Here is a 20,240-nt window from a genome sequence, read left to right on the forward strand (position 1 = left end):
TTGGTTTCATATTCATCACAGTGGCGCGCGTTGAATGCGCGCCCCATCAAAGGTTGTTCAGTCATGGCACGTCATAAGGTCTTATACGGTTTCCACGCAGTGACCGCGCGTATCCGGCACGATGCGTCGACGGTCGAGGATGTCTATTACGACGCGACGCGCAAGGACCGTCGTATGACCGAATTCCTGCATGCGGCGAAGGACGCGGGCGTGCGTCTGATCGCCGCCGACGAAACGCGTCTGTGGGGCCTCGCGCGCACCGAACGTCATCAGGGCGTGGTCGCGCGCGCGGGCGATCTGCCGCTTGCGCAGAATCTCGCCGAACTGCTCGACGGCATCAGCGGCTCGCCGCTGATCCTCGTGCTCGACGGCGTGACCGATCCGCACAATCTCGGCGCCTGCCTGCGCGTCGCCGACGCGGCCGGCGCCCACGCGGTGATCGCGCCGCGCGATCGCGCGGTGGGACTGAACGCGACCGCCGCGAAAGTCGCGAGCGGCGCGGCCGACACGGTCCCGTACATCACGGTCACGAATCTGGCGCGCGCGCTGCGCGAACTGAAGGACGCGGGTGTCTGGGTGGTCGGCACGGCCGACGACGCGCAGAAGAGTGTCTACGAAACGGAACTCGACGGGCCTGTGGCGCTCGTGATGGGGGCCGAAGGCGAGGGCATGCGACGCCTGACGCGTGAAACCTGCGATGTCGTCATGAACATTCCGATGGCGGGGACGGTGGAGAGTTTGAATGTATCCGTGGCTAGCGGAGTGTGTCTGTTCGAGGCGGTGCGGCAGCGGGCGGTGAAGAAGTAGTTTTTCTGTCGTCGTTCTTGTTGTTGGCCGATTGTGGGCGCCCGGAACGCGGTGGTGGTTCCGGGCGTTTTGCTTTGAGCGCCTTCTCCGCGCCACTCCGGTAAACTACGGGTTTTTCACGCTTTTTCCGCCTCTCCCATGACTCAAGACGAACTCAAGCAACTGGTCGGCCAGGCCGCCGCCGATTACGTGAATGCCAACGTGCCGCAAGGCTCGGTGATCGGCGTCGGCACGGGCTCCACCGCGAACTGCTTCATCGACGCGCTGGCCGCCACCAAATCCCGCTATCGCGGCGCGGTGTCGAGTTCGCTCGCCACCACCGCGCGTCTGCAATCGCACGGCTTCAAGGTGCTCGACCTGAATGAGATCGACTCGCTGCCGGTGTACGTCGACGGCGCCGACGAAATCGATCACAGCGGCGCGATGATCAAGGGCGGCGGCGGCGCGCTCACGCGCGAGAAGATCGTCGCGTCGGTGTCGGAAGTATTCGTCTGCATCGCGGATGCGAGCAAGGTCGTCGAGACGCTGGGCCATTTCCCGCTGCCGATCGAAGTCGTGCCGATGGCGCGCACCGCGATCGGCCGGCGCGTGACGGCGCTCGGCGGCGTGCCCGTCGTGCGTGTGACGAAAGAGGGTGTGCCGTTCATCACCGACAACGGCAACGAGATCATCGACGTGAAGGGCTTGAGCATCAGCGACCCGCGCACGCTCGAGGCGCATATCAACGCATGGCCCGGCGTCGTCACGGTCGGCCTGTTCGCGGGCCGCGGCGCGAACCTGTGCCTGCTCGGCACGGACACCGGCGTGCAAACGATCACGTACGGCCAGAATTAAGCGAATTGCGTTTCTGTTCGCTCTGACGCGTGTGAGCCGCTCCAACGGTTCACACGCGTTTTTTGTTGCGGTCGTGCCGCACGATCCCGCTTGTACCACCCGCCGCGGCGGCAATCGCGCGCACCTGGAGGAAAATGCCTGGCACCGTGCGCAGACAATTAGCCGCCGATGCCCGCCGCGCGATGCCCGACACGCGCGCGTCGCCGATCATCCGCGCGCCAAGCGCTTCGAAGCGCACGCGCAACGGACCGTCCGACAGCAGTACCACTGCGTCGCGCGCCGTGCAGCGCACGGCGAATTCCCCCAGGGCCGAACCCGGCCCTCCCAACTGACTGCTCCGATCGCCAAACGGCACGCGAGGCACGGCGGCCGTCGAGGTCGCTCGCCCGTCGCTCGCGCAGCGCTCCGATCGTAAAGGTGTGGGCTGGACTGGCGAGCAGGCGCGGGGCGATACGTCAGGCGTAGTGCACATACGAAAGCGCCGGAATGAAGCCGTGTTTTTGCAAACGCGAACGGACTCTCCGAATTACTCGCGTACTGTCGCACGTCGAATGTGGGCACGCGCACGCACAGTCAGGAACGTGGCACATACACTCTTCTCTGAGGCCAGGTGGCGATTCGTGACAGATAGGACGGGATATGAAAGTGGCGATCGTGCACGATTGGCTGGTCGCTCCCGGCGGCGCCGAGAAAGTGCTCGGGCAGATCATCGAGTGCTTTCCCGATGCCGACGTTTTCAGCGTCGTCGATTTTCTCGAAGATCGCACGCCGCTTGCCGGTAAGCCGGTCACCACGTCGTTCATTCAAGGCCTGCCGTTTGCGCGCAGCCGTTATCGCGCCTATTTGCCCTTGATGCCGCTCGCCGTCGAACGGTTCGATCTGTCGAGCTATGACCTGATCATCACGAGTTCTTGCGCAGTCGCGAAGGGCGTATTGGTCGGCCCTCATCAGACGCACATCAGTTACGTGCACTCGCTGATGCGATATGCGTGGGATCTGCAGCATCAGTATCTGCGCGAAGCGAATCTGCTGCGCGGGCCGAAGTCGTGGGCCGCGCGGGTGTTGCTGCATTACCTGCGCGGCTGGGACGCGCAGTCGACGAATGGTGTCGATCGTCTGATCGCGAATTCGCAATCGGTCGCGCGGCGCATGATGAAAACCTATCGGCGCGATGCCGCGGTGATTCCGCCGCCCGTCGACGTGAACGAATTCGAACTGCGCACCGAAAAAGACGATTTCTATCTAACCGTGTCGCGGATGGTGCCGCACCAACGCATCGATCTGATCGTCGAGACGTTCAACGCCACGCCGCAGCGCAAGCTGATCGCGATCGGCGACGGGCCGCAGATGGCGTCGATCCGCGCGAAGGCAGGACCGAACGTGACGGTCCTCGGCTATCAGCCATTCGGCGTACTGAAGGAGTATCTGGCGCGTGCGCGAGCCTTCGTGTGCGCCGCCGAGGAAGATTTCGGCATCGTGCCGCTCGAAGCGCAGGCCTGCGGCACGCCGGTCATTGCGTTCGCCAGTGGCGGGGCGCTCGAAACGGTAGTGCCGGTCGGCGACCCGCACCCGACCGGCGTTTTCTTCGCGCGTCAGACGGCGGTGTCAATGCTCGACGCGATCGACCGCTTCGAGCGGTTGAGCGCGTACATCACGCCGGCGGCCTGTCGCGCGAATGCCGAGCGGTTTTCGGCTCAGGTGTTCCGGCGGGCGTTCATGGCCGAGGTCACGCGCACGATTGCGGCGGTCGCTCAGGGTCTGCCGGCGATGGAGCTGGGGGAGCAGGTGAGGTGGGCGCAGCCCGATCTCGCGACCCGGGAACTCGGCATCGCCAGCGACACGGCGCCGAAAAGCAGGTGGAGGCAATGAGGTGAGGGTCTTTCGCTGTTCTCGCCTCGTGGAGTTTTCGATAGGAGAGAAAGAGGTTTTCGTCGTCATGCAGTGATTTCGCAACGGGCAGTAACGAGCCGTTCTGACCAACGCGTCCGGGCGGCTCTTGGTGTGGGCGCGTCCGCTTCGCGCTTTGTGTCGGCAGCGCGTATCGCGTATCGCGCGATAGGCGCCGCGCGTGCAAGGCCAGCCGCGGCGGGTCATTGTCAAGCAAGCAGTATTGGACTTCAAAAAACGACATCGGGGTGCGCGCCACGCGCTATGGGCGAGATATTCGCTGGCGCGGCATGCCTCGCGTGGCCATAACGACCTGAAGCAGACGTTCGCTATCGTGATCGCTGAATTTCCTCACTGCGAAGTTCGCCGTGCCGGCAATTCGGCGTGTCACGGCGATTCACTACAACAGGCAGTCGTCATTCGCGCGTCACCGATTAACGCGCCGACGGCTTTTGGACGAGGACGAATTTAAACTCATGAATGCCGATCGCCTTCCGGGACCCTTTCCCGACATCTCCGCAACGTGGGCTACGCTGAAGAGCCAGTTGCCGATCACGCCGATTCGCACCGAAGAGGATTATCACCAGATGGTGCGAGTCGCCAATTCGCTGTCCGATCATCTCAGCGGCAACGACAACGATCCGCTCGCCGATCTGCACGCGATCGTGACGGAACTGGTCGGTCACTGGCAAGCGCGCAACCTGACGATGCCAAAAGCGGAGCCGCGCGAGGTCCTGCGCCATCTGCTGATCACGCATGGTCTCAAGCAGAAGGATCTGGCCGGCATCGCGTCGCCGACCGTGGTCAGCGATATTCTCGCGGGGCGCCGCGCGATCAGCAAGAAAGTCGCCAAGGCGCTCGCGGTACGGTTTCAGACCGATGTCAGCGCGTTCCTGTAGAGGCGGTGTCGCGCGGCGGACCCGTCCATGACGTGGTCCGTGGCGGCTGCTCATCTTGCGTCAACCACGGCGGCTGTCGATCGGGCCGCCGGCGTTGGCGCTTCTATTCGCAGCGGCGTGTACGCGTTGTTGCCCGGTTGGGTGTTTTTCTCGAATGGAACGCAGGCGCATTCCGGCGATCCTTCAGCGCACCGCCTTCAGTACCCGCACTTCGCATGCGCCGCAGTGCCGGCACGATGACCGACACTCCCGGATGCGATTGCCTCGATGGCGTGGTCAGAACGCGTTGCGGCCGACAAAGCCCTTGAAAATCGTGATGAAGACGATCTTCATGTCGAACCAGAACGACCAGTTCTGGATATAGAAGAGATCGAACTTCACGCGCGCTTCCATCTTCTCGACCTTGGTGGTCGCGCCGCGATAGCCGTTGACCTGGGCCCAGCCGGTGATGCCGGGCTTGATGCGGTAACGGTGCATGTAGCCGTATACCTGGTCCTTGTACAGATCATCGTGTTCGACCGCATGCGGACGCGGACCCACCACCGACATCTGACCGAGCAGCACGTTCAGAAACTGCGGCAGCTCGTCGAGACTCGTGCGGCGCATGAAGCTGCCGAGCTTCGTCACGCGCAAGTCGTTGCGGGTCGCCTGCGTGATCTGGCCGCGCTCTTCCTGGTGCACGGTCATCGAGCGGAACTTGTAGATGCCGAACGGCTGGCCGTCGACGCCCTTGCGGACCTGCCGGAAAAACACCGGTCCCGGCGACGTGAGCTTGATGCCGATCGCGAGCACGGCGAACACCGGTGCGAGCACGATGAGCGCGAGCACGGCGAACAGGCGGTCGAACATCAGCTTGGGCCACATCTGCGGCGACGAGAATGGCGTCGCGCTCAGATTCAGCGTCGGCAAACCGACGACATCGACGATCGCATGATTGAACAGCGACAGACTGCGCACGTCGGGAATGAAGCGCAGATTGACGAAGTCGTGTCTGAAGGTGCGCGTGAAGCGGTAGATCGTGTGTTCCTCGGAAAGCGGCAACGCGAGCCACACTTCGTTCACGCGGTCATTGCGTACCTTCGTCGCGAACGCTTCCAGATCCGTCAGCACGGGTAGGCGGGTCAGACGCGCGCCATACGCGTCGTGGCCTTGCACGCTGGTGTCGAACACGCACACCGGTTTGAAGCCCGCTTGCGGCGCATGCTCGAGATGCGCGAGCAGCGTGCGCGCAAACCCCGGTTCGCCGACGAGCGCGACGGTGCGCGCGTTCATGCCGCGGCGACGTACGAAGCGCAGCACCACGTGCATGATGCAGCGTGTCGCGATGATCAACGCGCCGGAGATCAGCGTCGAGTAGCCGAGCCACAGGCGCGACACCGCATCCGTCCGATGCAGCGTGAACGCGAGCAGGAGCGCGGTCGCGACCACCATGAGCCACGCGGCGGCGATTCGCGCGAGCACCGGCGCGAGCGCCTTGCCGCGCCACGTCTCATAGACCCCGAAGCCCGGAAACAGCAACAGAACCAGCACACACTTGAACGCGATCAGAAGACGCTCGGTATCGGCCAACGCGATCGGCGCGGAAAAGCGCATCCAGTGGGCGAGCAGACCGCCTGCAATCACGAACAGTGCGTCGAGACATCGAGCAGTAATCCTGAACATAGGAAAATCGACCCCGGTCATCGAGCCGCGTGCCGCTTATTCGACGGTCTCGGCCTGGCGCAGTCGCGGCAGCAGACGATCGAATTCGCGTTTCACGAGGCCGTAGCATTCGCACGCGCGGGCTTCGAGGCCCTTGCGGTCGAGCACCTTGATATGACCGCGGCTATGATGAATCAGGCCTTCGTCGTGCAGCTTGCCGGCCGCTTCGGTGATGCCTTCGCGGCGCACGCCGAGCATGTCGGCAATCAGCTGCTGCGTGACGTTCAGATCGTTCGACGCCACGCGGTCCACCTCGATCAGCAGCCAGCGGCACAGTTGCTTGTTGAGCGCGTGATGGCGATTGCACGCGGCGGTCTGCGCGACCTGGGTCAGAAGAGCGTGCATATACAGCAGCATCAGGCGGCGCAGAAAGTCGGACCGCGCGAACTGCTGCTTGAGCGCCTGTGCGCTCATCCGGTAGGCGAAGCCCGCGCATTGCACCTGTACGCGGTTGGGCATGGTTTCGCCACCCGTGAGGACCGGCACGCCGGTCATGCCTTCGCGGCCGACCGCGGCGATCTCGACGGAGCTGCCGTCTTCCATCGTCGAGAGCATCGAGATGATCGCGGTGGTGGGGAAGTACACATGATGGATCCGTTGACCCGAGTCGCATAGCAGTTGCTCGGTGCGCAGATGAACCAGTTCGAGGTGGGGAGCTAGTGCCTGCCATTCGTGCGACGGCATTGCGCCCAGCAGATGGTTACCGTGCAAATCGGATTGAAGCGTCAACATGATCGGTCCTCGCATGAAAGTCGCGCCTCGCGCGACTCTCTCCGTTTATTTGATCCGATGCCCGCATCCCCGGGAGTGGGCTGCCCGGCGAGCAGCTTGGATGAACAGCATCGGCCCCGTTTTAGGCCTGTCTGCCACCGCCTCTGTTGTTGCGCTCGTGTGCGGTGGCACTCTGTTGCGTAGAGGTAGTAGCGAGGACCGTGCCAACGTTAGGGAAAACGCCTGCTGATGCGGCGCAGCGAAGAAACCCGGAGCGCGTCGGGAGAGTAAAAGCGGCTTTTTGTTTCAGTTCTGCACACCCCCGCCGGACGGGGAATGCATCGTATGAAAGCTTTGGGTTTGGGCGAATCCCTTGATATCAAAGGCTTCACAACCAAAAACGGGGGTGCTGCCGAAGTTGTATCAGATTTGAACCTGGCGCCGCATGCACGTTTTGAAGCGCTCCTCGTGAAGTGCCGGAAATGATTCAGAAGTGTTAAATGGAGTGCGTGCGCTGTCGCACGTAAGGCCTTTCAAAGCAGGCAACAGTCGCGTTCGAGCCAACAGTGAGCGAGCCGGGCAGACAGTTCGAGACCTGCGAAGCGAGCTTTGGGGCGCTTCGCGTCCGTGCGACTAGTTCGGAATGACCACTAGCCGTAGAAGATGGCGGATAGCGCATTGATCGCGCGGACTTCCCCCTGGGGTGCCCCGCATGTTTCATCCGCTTTAAAGGCCGCGTTTGATGCGGGAGCAACGAGTTCTTGCGGCGACGCCGCGAAGGCGCTCGGCAGCGGTTCGAGCGCATGCAGCGGCACGATACAGCGCCGGTTCGGCGCGAGATGGAACCAGTCGCGCGCCGCGCGATAACGGGGGTCAACGATATGAACGAAGCGCGCAAAGCGCTTCGTTTCGATCGCAAGCTGCCAGCCGCTGCCGTCGCCACGACGTTCGACCTCGACGGTCATATCGAGGTCATCACGCGCGTGCACGCTACGCTCGGGCAGATGAAACGCTTCGGACACGATCTCGCCACTCGCGGCATCGTAGAGCGTTGCAATCGTGACATCGTGCGCGCGTGGGCCGAAGCGGTACGCATGCGTGAAATCGAAGAACTGGCCCAGATGCGCGGCCGCACTGATGCGTTGCAGGCTGCGCGGGGCAAGCGTCAGCGCGCGTCGCGCGGACGTGACCTTCACGCTGCCGTCGCGCAGACAGACCAGCTCGAGTTCGCCGCAAAACGTTTGCGCGCGCTCGTTGATCAGATGAATATCGAGGCCGTTCAGGCCTTCGTCGGTGAGCGTGATCTGCAATGGCTGCAGTGTCTGCGCGAAGCCGTGGAACGCGCTTTTCGGCCGTCCCGTCGCGTCGATCACGCCCCAGCCCGCGCCCGCGCGCAGATCCTGCAACTGCCACACGAGGCCGCCGCCGCACGACGAGCCCGCGCGCCGCCACTCGGCGAACACGTCGCCGATCAGCTCGGCAACCACCGCGCGCGACAGATCCAGATAACGCGCCGCATCTTCATAGCGCAAGCGCGCCGGCTCGACGCCGTAAAGCGCCTGCAAATAATGATCGCGCACGTCGTCGAAATCCCAGCCTGCGCCAGGATCGCGCGGCACTGCGGCTTTCCAGCGCGGATCGTGCGTGTGGATCGTGCCAAGCGCGTCGTGCAGCGTCGCCTCGTCGGGGACGTTGGCGAATGCCAGGCATTCGGCCGCGAAGCGCACCTGCGCGCGGCGCACGTCGGCAAGCGGGCGCTGATACGCGCCGACGCCGTAGTAGTGCGTGACGCCCTCGTTAGTCGAAAACGGCCACGCGCCGCCCGATGGCGAATTGCTGACATAGGGCACGTCCTCGCGATCGCGCGCGACGAGCGCAGGCAGCAGCTCGGTAAACAACGCTTGCGCTCGCTGCGCCGCGGGCAGTCCGAACATCGCCGCCTGCTGGTCGACCTCGCTGCCGCCGCACAGCACCGCGAGCGAGGCAAAGCGACGCGTGCGGCTCAGGAACTGGCTCGCTTCGCGCTCGATCAATGCGCTGAACGCTGCATCGTTCGGGTAGTCGAAATTCGCCAGCGCGAAGTCCTGCCAGATCAACAGGCCGTACTCGTCGGCGAGCGCATAAAACAGATCGGACTCATAGAGCATCGTGCCGCCGACGCGCAGCATGTTCATGCCGGCGGCGCGCGCGAGCTCGAACGTATGGCGCAATTGCGTTTCGGTGCCTGCTAGCGTGACGAGATCGGCGCTGGTCCAGCACGCGCCGCGACAAAATACGGGCACTTCGTTCACGCGCAAGGCGAAACCCGCAGCATCGGCGCCGCGGTCCACTTCGATACGACGAAAGCCGATCGAGCCCAGGGACTGAGAGATTACGTTGTCGTCGATGAGCTGCAACGTCAGAGGATATAAAGTGGGCTCTCCATGCGTATGCGGCCACCAGCGTTTCGCGTGGGGCACGCGCACGTCGCCGGTGAGTGTATATGCATCGTGCCATTGCAAAGACGAAACATGGTCGCCGCAAGAAAGTGTCGCGCGGCAGGCCGCGACGTCGTGGGGGCGTACGAAACGTAAAGTCAACGAAACAACCCCATCCTCTTGCTCGAGCCGGCTGGTCAGATCAATCGTGTCGAATGCGTGCGGCGCGTCGCCGAGTATTTCGATCGGACGCCACGGGCCGACCGTCTGAATCGACGGACACCAGCCGGGCATGTGGCCGAGCAGCGTGGTGCGCACGCTGCGAAGCGTCGGCGGCGACACGAGCCGCGGCCGCCAGCGCGCACGCGAGCGTTTGGCCGCCAACGCTGGCGTCAGCGAGCGAAAGCACAGCACGAGCGTCGCGCGGCCGTCCAGGTCGATATCCAGATCATGGGCGATGAACATCGATGCGGACTCGAGCCGCTTCACATCGTCGAGCCACACTTGCGCGAGCGTCGCGAGTCCATGAAAACGCAAGCGGCGCCGCCCCGTACCGATCAGCGTGACGCGATACCAGTGATCGTCAAATGCGAGCGGTGGGGGGTGATCGACATCGAGCAGACCGGCGGCGAGCCGCGCGCTCGCGACGGTGCCGGGCACCTGCGCGGCGAGCCAGCCTTGCGCGGGCAGATCGGCCGGCGACTCATAGGCGTGCGGCGGGGTGCTCAGACAGGCCCAGCCGGTGTCGAGCCGTTGCGGCCATAGCGAGGGCGCGGCGCGGGCAGTGCCTGCATGATGCGCTTGCGCGATCGCGCCGGTCGTGCGCGCACGGCCAGCATCGCCCTCGTCAGCGGGCGGATCGAGTGTCGACACATCCACGGTCAATTCCCGGAAAAACCGCGCGGCACGAAGTGCGCGCAACAACGCATCACCGTATTAGCGCACCAGAGCGGCCAGCGGTGGCAGCGTTTTTTCATAAGCGCTTTCAAGCACGTCGAAGCAGTCTTCGCAGGTATCGCGACGGCCGCGCGCGATCGCGCGAATGAGCCGGAACTGCATCACCATCGACTCCGACGCGATGCGTTGCGCGGCGGCCGGTATCGTCGGCGGGATCTCGAAGCCTTGCGCGAACAGCCACTGCAGATACTTCGACAGGAACTCGAAGTTCGCGCCGAGCTGCCGCATCAGATTGAACGAGTACAGATGGAAGTACGCCTCGTCGCGCTCGAACAGCGTATCGAGATGCGCGGGAAACGCGGCACGCCATTGCGAAATCGGATTGGTCAACGGACGCCGTTCCAGATGCGCGCACAGCAGTTCCGCCGACGCCTCCGCGAGCGCGGTGCCTTCGAGCGCGGGCCGCGCCTGCTTGGCGAACTCGACGTAGGGAAACAGCAGATCGGGCTGCGCGGTGAAATGCGGAAGCTTGCGAAACACGCCGTCGTAGTCGTCGCCCTCGAGCCGGTGGTAGCCGGTGTTGTGGAAATAGCCGAGGCGGCGCGCGGCGGTATCGACGAAGTCGATGCCGATCGTGGTCTTCGGATGCTCGCGGCGATACGAGGTCGCGCGCGTATCGGGGAGGTAGTAGCCGTCGACCTCGACGAGCACGGTGTGGCCGCGCAGCGTCTGCGCGAGCACGCGTTCTTCGAGCGAGTCGTAGATCGCGAGCTCCTGCACCTGGGTGCCATACAGACGTTCGAGATCGTCGAGCGGAAACTTGAAGAACGTGAACTGATCGCCTTCGAAATCCTGCGTGACCGTGAACGCGAGCGCCGCGCGCGGATCGAGCCCGAAGCCGTGCAGCAGCTCGATCCACAGATCGACATAGCAGTTGGTCTCCTGCCACACGCGTTCGCCCTGATGCAGCGCGTGCGCTACGTGCTCGCGCAACTGCGTGCCGGCATCGGGCAACGCGTGGGTCTGCTGATGCGTCGGCGGATCGCCTGCGCGCCGCGGCAACGACGAGTTGGCGAGCGCGCCGGCAAGCGTCGAAGTTGGCGATGGATTCATGCGCGCTCCCCGGCGAGGGTCGCGGTTTGCGTAGATTGCGCCGCCTGCAGCGCATCCGCGACGCGGGTCTCGGTATCGCCCCACAGCAGCGCGCGCACGTCGTCGGGCCACGCGTCGACGTCGAGCCCATGATGACGGAATAGCGCGAGCGTGATGCGTTCCATGCCGAAGCCGACACAGCCCGTATGCGCGGTCGCGCCGTCTTCGCAGGTGATCTTCCAGATCGCGCCGAAGTGGTCCATGTGATAGTTGAACGACAGGCAGGCCGTCTTGCCGCGCGGATCGGCGACCGCGATCAGCAACTCGAACTTGAGCGCCTGCGCGCGCTGACTATCGGCGACGATCTTGCCGCCGCGGCCGAAGAACGGATCGTTCGCGAGATCGACTTCGACCGGCAAGCCTAGCAGCTTCACAAGCAGCGAGCCGCGCTCGATCCACATCTGCCGGAACGCCATCACCTGCTCGGGGCTGCCGAGACGCACGTATTCCCGTTGACGGAACATCTGCATGCGGCCCGGATCGAGCGACGGCTCATGACGGAAGCAGTACGACAGCACGTCGACGGTGCGGCCGTCGGCGGGCAGCGCGCCGCGCCGCGCCATCACCGGATAGATCGGATAGCAGGCGGCCGGCGTCAGCACGACGCGCGTCGGTTTCTGTTGCGCGAGCCACGCGTCGCCGCGGTCGTCGTCGCTGTCGGCCATCGCATCGTCGAGCGCGCGCAGCAGACGGTGGTGGCCCATGTCGTCGCCGCGAAATGAATGGATGGTGCCCGCGAGATTCGGAAAGCTTTTCAGGTATTCGCTATCCTCGAAGTCGGTGCGGCGCATCGCGGGCGGAAAGCGCAATACTTCGGCTTGCTGATCTTTACCCAACTGCGTAATCGCGAGGTTCAGTCGCTCGATCACGTCCTCGAAAACCTGGCTGCGGCCATACAGTCCGTTTTCACCGGTATCGATCAGCAGGCCGGCGGCCAGCATCTCGTCGCGCAGCGTGAGCGAAGGCCCCACGTCCGCGGCGGCGGCGGCCGCGGCGATAGCGGCGGTATCGGTCATCAGCTTCATTCAGGGTCTCCCCGGCGCGGCAGGACGTTGCGCGAGCAGCAGACTCGCGGTGTTCTGCGCGATACGGTCGTTATTGATCATCAAGGGCGCCGAGTGCAGGTCGCGCAGATGGCGGCCGACGCTATAGGGCGTGCCGTTCTTGTAGCCCGCCATGCCGCAGATCATCAGCACTTCCTGTACCACCTGCAGCGCGGTGGTCGAAATGCTGGTCTTCAGCGTGTTCATGTCCGATGCGAAACCGAGCAGCGCCGCGAGCGGGGCGTCCGCCTGGGTCGCGCCCTCGCGTGCCTGATGCGCGGCGCGCGCGGCCTCCAGCGCGACCGATAGACGCGCCTGCATCATCTGCAGCAGCCCGACCGCTTCGGCGAGCCGCAGGCCCGCCGGCGGCATCGTGCCGGGCTTCGCGCGCGCCTGCGCGCGGAAGAACGCTTTCGCGCGATTGACCGCGTCGACGGCGATGCCGGTCCATACCGACGCCCACAGCGTGTGCGACACGGGCAGCATGGTCTGATCGGCGATGTCGGCGAACGGCGTCGCGAGGATCTGTTCGGCCAGTCCCGTCGCGACGAGCCGGAAGCCCTCGCTGCAGGTGCCGCGCATGCCCATCGCGTCCCAGCCGCCACGCCGCTCGAGCTGCGTATCGGCGCGCAGCGCGACGATCAGCACCTGGTCGGACGCGGCCGCGTCGGCGGTGCGCCGCGCGGTCACGAGGATGCCGTCGGCGTACGCGCCGTACGAGATCGTCGGTGCGAGCTTTTCGATCCGAAAACGCGCGCCAACGAGCTCCACCGAGCACGCGCTTGTGCGCATGTTGCCGCCGATCGTCTCTTCCGACGTCGCCGACGCGAGCAGCCATTGCTGCTCGGCCAGTTGTGCAAGCAGGCTCGCTTGCCAGGCGGAGGCGCCGCGATGAGAGTCGATGCACGCGACCTGGATCTGATGCATCGCATAGATCATCGCGGTCGATGCGCAGCCCTGCGCCAGCGTTTCGCAGATCGCACCGATATCGGCAAGCGACAGGCCCGCGCCGCCGAAAGCGGTCGGCACCATCGCCGACAGCAAACGCTCGGCCTTGAGCGCGTCGAACGCCTCGACCGGAAAGCGCGCCTCGCGGTCCACGGCGTCCGCGTACTGCGCGGCGATCGCCGCGCAACGATGCGCTGCAGCACGCCATTCGGGACCGGTATCGAGCGCGCTCAGCGCCCCGGTGGCAGCGCCCTGGCCAGCGCCGGTCCGGGCGTCAGTAGTCGAGTTCGAGGCCGCCCCGCAGGCCGCTGCGGCGGCCTGACCCAGCAGCGGCGCACTCATGCCGCCGCCTTGGCCTGCTGCAACTCCGTCATCGCGGCGGCCATCGAGTCGATGCTCGAGAACAGGCGGCGCGTCAGCATACGGTCAGGAATTTCGACGTTGAATTCGTCTTCCATGGCAAGCATCAGATGCACGGTCGCGAGCGATGAGAGTCCGGCAGCATAGAGGTCGGCGTCGTCGGCGAGGCTTTCCACCGGGACATCCAGGCGTGCGGATTCGGAAAGGATGCGTCTCAATGCAGTTTTCATGCAGTGCTCCCCTTATGGTCAAAGGTCTGCCGATCGGTGCCGAGGTCGAATGACGTCGGCACCTGATTTTCGTGTGCAGGTTCGTGCGGTGCGAAGACCGCGGCGTGCGTTCGCGATGGTGCAGTGCGGTGTTGCAGGCGGGCCTGCGTGAAGCCATCCGCGATACCGGGCGCACGTGGCAAGACTGCGCTTCGTTGGCTCGTATTTAAGATTCGTCAACCCCGAGCGTCAGTGCGATGGCGCACGGAAGCACATCTTTCGCGCACGTTACCGTGTAGTCGATGATGAGGGACCGTCATGGATCGGCCCGCCGTCGCGCACGGCAGGCATCGCCGGACCCGCCGAAAATTTTGACAGCCGGGGGCGTGATGAACTGGAAAACGCTGGAGTTCGATCAGCTATCTGCACGTGAGTTGTATGTCGTGCTGCGTGCCCGCAGTGCGGTATTCGTCGTCGAGCAGTCGCATGTGTGCCTCGACGCGGACGGTCGCGACGAGCAGGCCTTGCATGTGTTCGCGGTCGAAGACATGGCGCGGCCGATGCCGGTGCTCGCCTATGCGCGGGTGCAGCCCGGCGATTCCGAAGATCCGGAAGTGACGATCGACAAGGTGCTGACGAGTCCGCTGCGGCGCGGCGACGGCACCGCCGAGATGCTGATCGAGCGTGTGCTCGAAGCGGTCGCCCAACGCTGGCCGGGCCGCGCCACGCGCGTGAGCGCACCGCTTGGCTTGCGCGGGTTCTACGAGCAGTTCGGCTTTCGCAAGACGGAGGGACCGTACCTCGAACACGGTATGCCGTTCATCGGTCTCACGCGTCAGGTGCGCGGCGCTCAGGCGCGCTTCGGTCTGAGGCGCCGCGAGCGCGACGGCGCATCGTTCGTCAATACGTTCGAACTGTTGTGATGCCGCGTCGGCTGGGTACGTGTTTTCAGCCTTGGCATTCAGGTCCACCGACCGTGAACCAGCGGTGGACCGGCGTCATTGATTGCGCGCGCCGGGACTCAGCCTTGTGCCCGTCCGGACGACGGCGCGCAACGCAGCCAGAGCCTGTAAAGCGCGTCGCGCAACTCGCTCGACCCGCGCAGCGACATGCCGAAGTTCGCCGCGCTCAACGCGAGCGCGACGACGATCGCCAGCAGCAACGCGCTGATCGAATCCGCGAGCGCGAGCGCGACGAGCAGAAACGCGAGATGCGCGAGCATGTTGCGCACGATCGTCCATGCATGCAGCCGTGAGAACGCGAGCAACACCGAGTAATCGAGCAGCGCCTTCAGCACGACGACGACCGCCGCGCCCATGATGCCGAACCAGTGGATGCCGCACCATAACGCGCCGGTAAAGAACGGCAACTGAAGCCAGCTGACGCTCGCCACTGCCACGGGATGGGTCTGCGCCTGCAACAGGCTGCCGAGGATGCTCGACTGGCCGCTCAGCCACACGCCGAGGATCAGCACGCTCGCGACCGGCGCCGCGGCGGCGAGCTGCGGTCCGAGCCACAGCAGCAAAAACGGCTTCAGGGCGAACAGCGCCATGATCACGCATGGCGTAAATGCTCCATTGAGAAACGCGAGCGCGTTGTGCGCGAGCGCATCCGCATCCTCGCGCGACGCCGCCGACAGTCGCGGAAACAGGGTGCGCACCATCGCGAGCGGCAGCAGGTTCAATCGATTGATCAGGTTTTGCGGCGTCGCGTAGTAAGTGACGAAGCGCGCGCCGAGCAGTCCGCCGATGAACACGCGGTCGAGCGTCGACGCGATCATGTTGGCGCCGGAAAACATCAGCAGCCAGCGGCCGTTGCGGAACAGCCCGATCATCAAGCGCCATTGCGGCATCCGCATACGGCGAATGCCGAGCGCTCGAATGGCGGCCACGCCCAGCATCAGGCCGCCGACGAAACGCGCGATCACGGCGGCTGGAATCGCGATCGCGAGTGACGGCGAAAAGCAGAGGACCGCCGCAATCGGCAGCAACTGGAACAGCGCGGTGCCGAGCGTCTGGTTGATGTTGTAGCTCGTGAAGCACTCGACGCCGGTAATCGCGCCCGCGAACACCCACGTCACGTTCGCGATCGGCACAGCGAGCGCGATCCACGGCAGGCTCGCCATCACTTCATGCTGGAACGTCGGCTCGATTTTCACGCCGTAGGTGATGTAGACGATGGCTCCGGCATAAATCAGCGCGCCGCCGATGATGCCGGTACCGAGATTCATGAACCACGCACTCCAGAAGATCGGTTCGATCGAATCGTCGCTGGCCGCGCGAGCTTTGGCGATCTGGTTTTCGGTCGCCAGACTGGTGCCCAGATCGAGGACGCTGAAGTAGCCGATCAGCGCCCACACCAGATTGATCACCCCGTAACGCTCGGCGCCCAGCAGATGAATGTAGGTGGGCACGGTCACGAGGGAAACGAAGGTCGGCGCGACGGCGCCGGCAAAGTTGATGAAGATGTTCCTGACGATGCTTCGTTCCATGTTCCATTGCCGGGCCGGTGAGAAGGGCCGCGCGGAAACACGCGGCGGCATCAACTTTTCGCAGGTCTTGCATCTTGCCCCCGGGCGCCGCGTGACTGTGTGGGTGGCCGTACAGATAGCCGCGATCGGGAGGGGGTTAAATGGCAAAGGTCATAGGGTAGCGCGGTGGTTGGCCACGAGCCGGCCGCGCGCACCGCATTGCGGAGCATTCCTAAGCGCGCCCGCGCCGTCTCCATCACGTAATGCTCGCGGCACGCTGCACGCAGTCGCGGGCATCGACCATAGCGCATGACCGACGCGATCCGCCGCGCGTCGGTCCACGTGCAGGGCATGCTGCACTGCACAGCACGCTCATCGACACACGCCAGCGCAGCGCGATTCGGAACCCAAACTAATGTGGCGCGACGCACATATGCGCGAGAGCACCTTTGTTGTAATCACTTGAAAGGAAGAAATCGTAAGGAGCGGACCGTGAGACCCATCGTCTTCGACGGCAAATTCGGCTGGTTGCATCCAGCCAACGGCCCGGATGGCGTTGTGATGTGTTCCCCGTTTGGCTACGACACGCTGTGCACGTATCGCGGCATGCGCCGGCTCGCCGAGCGCCTCGCCGCGCGCGGCATGCCGGTGCTGCGCTTCGACTACCCGGCGACCGGCGATTCAGCCGGCGACCCGACCGACGCCGGCCTGTGGCGCGCATGGATCGACAGCGTGAAGCAGGCGGTCGCGCAGCTGCGCGAGGCGACCGGCGTCGAGCGTGTCAGCGTGTGCGGTCTGCGTCTCGGCGGCATGCTGGCCGCGCTTGCCGCGCAGGAACTTGGGGATGTGCACGGTCTCGTGCTGATGTCGCCGGTGCTGTCGGGCAAGACTTACCAGCGCGAATTGCGCGCGCATTACCGGCAGTGGTTGAACGATCCGGCCGCGATGGATTGCGTGGTCGAGCCCGATACCGACGAGTTCGTCGAAGCGTATGGCTTTCGCATGTATCGCGACACGCTGCAAAGCCTGCTCGTGGCGGATCTGTATCGCGAGACGAGCCGGCCGGCCGCGCGCGTGCTGTTGCTCGATTCACTGAACCCGGCGCGCGCCGGTGCGCTCGCGGCGCATTACAGCGAACATGGCGTCGAGCTCGAGCGTCACCCGTTCGACGAATACAGCCGCTTCATGATGGAACCGCTCGAAAGCGAAATACCGCACGCCGCGTTCGAGACCATCGAGAACTGGCTGCTGGCGGGGAGCGCGCAAACGGCCCAAACGGTGGCGCGCGTGCCCGAGCGAGGCGAAGAGCCGGCGGGCGGCCACTATGTCGCGCCGAGGCTGCACGAGACGCCGGTGTGGCTGAACGAGGGCAAGGTGTTCGGCATCTACTGCCGGCCCGACGGCGCCGCGGCGGCGCGCGCCCCGGCGGTGCTGCTGCTCAATACCGGCGCGGTGTCGCGGATCGGCAATGGGCGTTTCGGCGTACATTTCGCGCGGCGTCTCGCACGCCAGGGGATCGCGTCGCTGCGCATCGACGTCGGTGGTGTCGGCGACAGCATGCCGTCGTGCGACACGTTGAGCCTCGACGCGCTGTACTCTCAGTCGAGTGCCGGCGACGCCGCGTACGCGGCGCGCTGGCTTGCCGCGCGCGGTCATGCGGGCGCGCTGCTGCTCGGCATCTGCTCGGGCGCCTACACCGGCCTGCATGCGGCGACGCGCGAAGCGGCGGTGGTGGGCGCGGTGATCGTCAACGTACAGAAGTTCAGATGGCATAACGTCTGCGACGAACACGGCAAGCCGATGATCCCGGTGTCCGCGTTCGGCTCGACGCGCAACTACATGCGCTCGATGAAGCAGCCGGGCAAATGGCTGCGCGTGCTCAAGGGCGAGACGGGCGGCTGGGGCCTCGTGCGCGAGCTGGTGGTACGCCAGCTCGCGCGGACCGGCGAAACGCTGGCCGACCGGATCGAGCAACTGTGTGGCCTCGAATTCGGCGCGCGTGACGAGCGGCATCTGTTCGCGAACCTCGAAGCACGGGGCGTCGACACGCACCTGGTGTTCGGTGTGCTGGACGAAGGCGTCGAGGAGCTCGAGCGCTACTTCGGCGTGCGCGGCGCGCGGCTCGCGCGCTTCACGCGCATTCACGTGGCCTTCTGCAAGCACACCGATCACGCGATCCTGTCGTCGGTGGCGCAGGAAAACATCATGTCGTACGTCGAGAACGTCTATCGCGGCGGCTTCACGAAGCTGCGTCAGCCCGACAGCGCGGCGCTCGACGGCGAGCTGCACAGGCACGATGAACATCGCGCCGCGGGGGCGTTGCGTCCGTTCGGAGAAGCATAGGGAGCCGCGGACAGACAGGGCCGCCCAGGCCGCAGTGTGTGTCGCGCGCATACGACTGAACGCGCGTGCGACCACGAGGCACTTGCTGGCGTCATGCCGGCCCGTGAACAGGATCTGGATTCGACAGGATCGCAAATGAATCGAATGGTAGAACCAGGTAATCCGCCCGCGCCGCAGGCCGGGACCGCCGCCGCGCTGCGCGAACTGACCGTGCAACCGGTGATTCTCGCGAGCGGCTCCGGTGCGAGGCTGTGGACGCTGTCGCGCGAACGCAATCCGAAGCAGCGGATCGGGCTGATGGGCGACCAGTCGCTGCTCGAAGCGACGCTGCGCCGGCTCGACGACGCGTTCGTCCCGGCCGCGCCCGACGCGGCCCGCACCACGCCGCCCGCCGCGCCGCTGGTGGTCTGCTGCGAGGAACTGCGGCTGCCGACGCTCGAGCGCGTCGAGCAGTACCGCAAGCCGGTGCGCATACTGCTCGAACCGATGGCGCGCAACACCGCTCCGGCGCTGACCGTCGCGGCGCTCGCCGCGCGCTCGTCGGCCGCGGCCGGCGACGATCCGATCCTGGTCGCGCTGCCCGCCGATCATCCGATCGTCGATCAAGCGGCGTTCGGCGCGGCGCTCAACGAAGCGCTCGCGCATGCTTCGCGGGGCACGATCGTCACGCTCGGCGTGCCGCCGCAGCGCGCGGCGACCGGCTACAGCTATATCCGCACCGCCGCGGCCTTGGGAAACCGGGGCGCGCGGACGATCGAGCGCTTCGTCGAGAAGCCCGATGCCGAGCTGGCCGAGCGCTACTTCGCGTCGGGCGAGTACTGGTGGAACAGTGGCATGTTCGTGGTGCGCGCGTCGGTGTGGCTCGACGCGATCGGCCTGTGCCGTCCGCTGATCGCGGCGGCCTGCAAGGACGCATTCGCAGGCGCGAGCATCGACGATGCCGGCGCGCTGCATCTCGCGCGCGACGCGTTCGCCGCGTGTCCGTCCGACTCAGTCGACTATGCGGTGATGGAGCGCATGGGCAGCGACGCGCGTCTCGTCGGCGTGACGGTGCCGCTCGACGCGGGCTGGTCGGACCTCGGCGCCTGGGACTCGGTGTGGGACGCGTCGAGCAAGGACGGCGACGAGCGCTTCCTGCTGTCGGAGAATCAGTCGACGTTGATTCCGCTGGGCGTCAGGCATCGGCTCGAAAATGCTGGCAAGCCGCCGCTGGAAATCATCGAGGTGCATTCGGGCGGCGATCCCGGCGAAGACGACATCGTGCGCTTGCACGGCTGATGGACACCGAGCTGTTCGGCGTCAGCACTCCGCGGACCCAGCTGCGCCGCTTGCGCTTCGCACGACACCTTTGTTCGCCGGAACACGCAGGCGTCCGACCACGTCTGCGCAAATCAGACAATTTCATCACGCCAACGTGCGAATGCGCACAAATCAATCCCCACAACGCAGGCACGCTTGACGAGCGAGCTTTGTGCCTGACGAAACAGATGGCGTTACACGAACGAAACAAATCTTCAGAGGGATAACCCTGTCAGGAAGTGTCCCACTGGCGCATCCGTTTC

At 65.1% G+C, this 20,240-nt stretch carries 17 protein-coding genes; 8 read left to right on the forward strand and 9 right to left on the reverse strand.

What is annotated here, in order from left to right; all coding sequences use genetic code 11:
• Positions 1 to 63: 63 nt before the first annotated feature.
• On the forward strand, positions 64 to 807 hold the full coding sequence (gene rlmB, locus OKW29_RS23800) for a 23S rRNA (guanosine(2251)-2'-O)-methyltransferase RlmB (protein ID WP_184029367.1): 744 nt from the start codon (positions 64 to 66) through the stop codon (positions 805 to 807).
• Positions 808 to 945: 138 nt separating this feature from the next.
• Positions 946 to 1,641 carry a ribose-5-phosphate isomerase RpiA gene (rpiA, locus tag OKW29_RS23805; protein ID WP_018418246.1) on the forward strand — a complete coding sequence of 232 codons (696 nt, stop codon included), beginning with the start codon at positions 946 to 948 and terminating at the stop codon, positions 1,639 to 1,641.
• A 49-nt stretch (positions 1,642 to 1,690) separates the two neighbouring features.
• On the opposite strand, the gene OKW29_RS23810 is transcribed toward rpiA, so the two are convergent.
• The gene (locus OKW29_RS23810; RefSeq protein ID WP_429292842.1) at positions 1,691 to 1,969 is read right to left on the reverse strand and encodes a hypothetical protein; all 279 of its coding nucleotides are present in this window, start codon (positions 1,967 to 1,969) and stop codon (positions 1,691 to 1,693) included.
• 311 nt (positions 1,970 to 2,280) lie between these two features.
• Between OKW29_RS23810 and OKW29_RS23815 the strand changes: the two genes are divergently transcribed.
• Together OKW29_RS23815 and OKW29_RS23820 are read left to right on the forward strand one after the other, a co-directional pair.
• Entirely contained in the window at positions 2,281 to 3,510 is a 1,230-nt protein-coding gene (locus OKW29_RS23815; protein ID WP_429292843.1) for a glycosyltransferase family 4 protein, read from the forward strand.
• A 494-nt stretch (positions 3,511 to 4,004) separates the two neighbouring features.
• Entirely contained in the window at positions 4,005 to 4,427 is a 423-nt protein-coding gene (locus OKW29_RS23820; protein ID WP_429292844.1) for a helix-turn-helix domain-containing protein, read from the forward strand.
• A 276-nt stretch (positions 4,428 to 4,703) separates the two neighbouring features.
• On the opposite strand, the gene OKW29_RS23825 is transcribed toward OKW29_RS23820, so the two are convergent.
• Positions 4,704 to 6,089, reverse strand: a complete 1,386-nt coding sequence (locus OKW29_RS23825) for an undecaprenyl-phosphate glucose phosphotransferase (RefSeq protein ID WP_429292845.1) — start codon at positions 6,087 to 6,089, stop codon at positions 4,704 to 4,706.
• Positions 6,090 to 6,125: 36 nt separating this feature from the next.
• The gene (locus OKW29_RS23830) at positions 6,126 to 6,860 is read right to left on the reverse strand and encodes a Crp/Fnr family transcriptional regulator (RefSeq protein ID WP_090804319.1); all 735 of its coding nucleotides are present in this window, start codon (positions 6,858 to 6,860) and stop codon (positions 6,126 to 6,128) included.
• Positions 6,861 to 7,184: 324 nt separating this feature from the next.
• Here OKW29_RS23830 and OKW29_RS23835 point away from each other — a divergent pair, with 324 nt between their 5' ends.
• Positions 7,185 to 7,325: a hypothetical protein gene (locus OKW29_RS23835; RefSeq protein WP_429292846.1), complete on the forward strand. Its 141-nt coding sequence runs from the start codon at positions 7,185 to 7,187 to the stop codon at positions 7,323 to 7,325.
• Positions 7,326 to 7,489: 164 nt separating this feature from the next.
• Here the strand turns inward: OKW29_RS23835 and OKW29_RS23840 are convergent, their stop codons facing one another.
• Genes OKW29_RS23840 through OKW29_RS23860 form a run of 5 tightly spaced genes read right to left on the reverse strand, consistent with a single transcriptional unit; the run spans position 7,490 to position 13,886 of the window.
• Positions 7,490 to 10,177 carry a glycosyl hydrolase 2 galactose-binding domain-containing protein gene (locus tag OKW29_RS23840; RefSeq protein WP_429292847.1) on the reverse strand — a complete coding sequence of 896 codons (2,688 nt, stop codon included), beginning with the start codon at positions 10,175 to 10,177 and terminating at the stop codon, positions 7,490 to 7,492.
• A 15-nt stretch (positions 10,178 to 10,192) separates the two neighbouring features.
• Complete coding sequence (locus tag OKW29_RS23845; protein WP_429292848.1) at positions 10,193 to 11,266, reverse strand: DUF1839 family protein; 1,074 nt, start codon at positions 11,264 to 11,266, stop codon at positions 10,193 to 10,195.
• Positions 11,263 to 12,330 carry an amino acid--[acyl-carrier-protein] ligase gene (locus tag OKW29_RS23850; RefSeq protein WP_429292849.1) on the reverse strand — a complete coding sequence of 356 codons (1,068 nt, stop codon included), beginning with the start codon at positions 12,328 to 12,330 and terminating at the stop codon, positions 11,263 to 11,265. Before OKW29_RS23850 ends, OKW29_RS23845 begins: the two co-directional genes overlap by 4 nt.
• On the reverse strand, positions 12,331 to 13,638 hold the full coding sequence (locus tag OKW29_RS23855; RefSeq protein ID WP_429292850.1) for an acyl-CoA dehydrogenase family protein: 1,308 nt from the start codon (positions 13,636 to 13,638) through the stop codon (positions 12,331 to 12,333).
• Positions 13,635 to 13,886 carry an acyl carrier protein gene (locus OKW29_RS23860; protein WP_013089253.1) on the reverse strand — a complete coding sequence of 84 codons (252 nt, stop codon included), beginning with the start codon at positions 13,884 to 13,886 and terminating at the stop codon, positions 13,635 to 13,637. Before OKW29_RS23860 ends, OKW29_RS23855 begins: the two co-directional genes overlap by 4 nt.
• Before the next feature lie 368 nt (positions 13,887 to 14,254).
• On the opposite strand from OKW29_RS23860, the gene OKW29_RS23865 reads away from it, so the two are divergent.
• On the forward strand, positions 14,255 to 14,788 hold the full coding sequence (locus OKW29_RS23865) for a GNAT family N-acetyltransferase (RefSeq protein ID WP_184029325.1): 534 nt from the start codon (positions 14,255 to 14,257) through the stop codon (positions 14,786 to 14,788).
• Positions 14,789 to 14,886: 98 nt separating this feature from the next.
• On the opposite strand, the gene OKW29_RS23870 is transcribed toward OKW29_RS23865, so the two are convergent.
• Positions 14,887 to 16,356 carry an oligosaccharide flippase family protein gene (locus OKW29_RS23870; RefSeq protein WP_429292851.1) on the reverse strand — a complete coding sequence of 490 codons (1,470 nt, stop codon included), beginning with the start codon at positions 16,354 to 16,356 and terminating at the stop codon, positions 14,887 to 14,889.
• A 471-nt stretch (positions 16,357 to 16,827) separates the two neighbouring features.
• Between OKW29_RS23870 and OKW29_RS23875 the strand changes: the two genes are divergently transcribed.
• Together OKW29_RS23875 and OKW29_RS23880 are read left to right on the forward strand one after the other, a co-directional pair.
• Positions 16,828 to 18,678: an alpha/beta hydrolase gene (locus OKW29_RS23875; RefSeq protein WP_429292852.1), complete on the forward strand. Its 1,851-nt coding sequence runs from the start codon at positions 16,828 to 16,830 to the stop codon at positions 18,676 to 18,678.
• Positions 18,679 to 18,813: 135 nt separating this feature from the next.
• The gene (locus tag OKW29_RS23880; protein WP_429292853.1) at positions 18,814 to 19,956 is read left to right on the forward strand and encodes a mannose-1-phosphate guanylyltransferase; all 1,143 of its coding nucleotides are present in this window, start codon (positions 18,814 to 18,816) and stop codon (positions 19,954 to 19,956) included.
• The last annotated feature ends 284 nt before the right edge of the window (positions 19,957 to 20,240 follow it).

Source organism: Paraburkholderia sp. CI3, assembly GCF_050436505.1.
Classification (GTDB): domain Bacteria; phylum Pseudomonadota; class Gammaproteobacteria; order Burkholderiales; family Burkholderiaceae; genus Paraburkholderia; species Paraburkholderia tuberum.

Coding starts and splice junctions, on each gene's coding strand:
- OKW29_RS23845 (WP_429292848.1), bottom strand. CDS start 11,266: ATGAATCCATCGCCAACTTCGACGCTTGCCGGCGCGCTCGCCAACTCG.
- OKW29_RS23870 (WP_429292851.1), bottom strand. CDS start 16,356: ATGGAACGAAGCATCGTCAGGAACATCTTCATCAACTTTGCCGGCGCC.
- OKW29_RS23865 (WP_184029325.1), top strand. CDS start 14,255: ATGAACTGGAAAACGCTGGAGTTCGATCAGCTATCTGCACGTGAGTTG.
- rpiA (WP_018418246.1), top strand. CDS start 946: ATGACTCAAGACGAACTCAAGCAACTGGTCGGCCAGGCCGCCGCCGAT.
- OKW29_RS23835 (WP_429292846.1), top strand. CDS start 7,185: ATGAAAGCTTTGGGTTTGGGCGAATCCCTTGATATCAAAGGCTTCACA.
- OKW29_RS23830 (WP_090804319.1), bottom strand. CDS start 6,860: ATGTTGACGCTTCAATCCGATTTGCACGGTAACCATCTGCTGGGCGCA.
- OKW29_RS23855 (WP_429292850.1), bottom strand. CDS start 13,638: ATGAGTGCGCCGCTGCTGGGTCAGGCCGCCGCAGCGGCCTGCGGGGCG.
- OKW29_RS23850 (WP_429292849.1), bottom strand. CDS start 12,330: ATGAAGCTGATGACCGATACCGCCGCTATCGCCGCGGCCGCCGCCGCC.
- OKW29_RS23825 (WP_429292845.1), bottom strand. CDS start 6,089: ATGTTCAGGATTACTGCTCGATGTCTCGACGCACTGTTCGTGATTGCA.
- OKW29_RS23880 (WP_429292853.1), top strand. CDS start 18,814: ATGAATCGAATGGTAGAACCAGGTAATCCGCCCGCGCCGCAGGCCGGG.
- OKW29_RS23860 (WP_013089253.1), bottom strand. CDS start 13,886: ATGAAAACTGCATTGAGACGCATCCTTTCCGAATCCGCACGCCTGGAT.
- OKW29_RS23820 (WP_429292844.1), top strand. CDS start 4,005: ATGAATGCCGATCGCCTTCCGGGACCCTTTCCCGACATCTCCGCAACG.
- rlmB (WP_184029367.1), top strand. CDS start 64: ATGGCACGTCATAAGGTCTTATACGGTTTCCACGCAGTGACCGCGCGT.
- OKW29_RS23815 (WP_429292843.1), top strand. CDS start 2,281: ATGAAAGTGGCGATCGTGCACGATTGGCTGGTCGCTCCCGGCGGCGCC.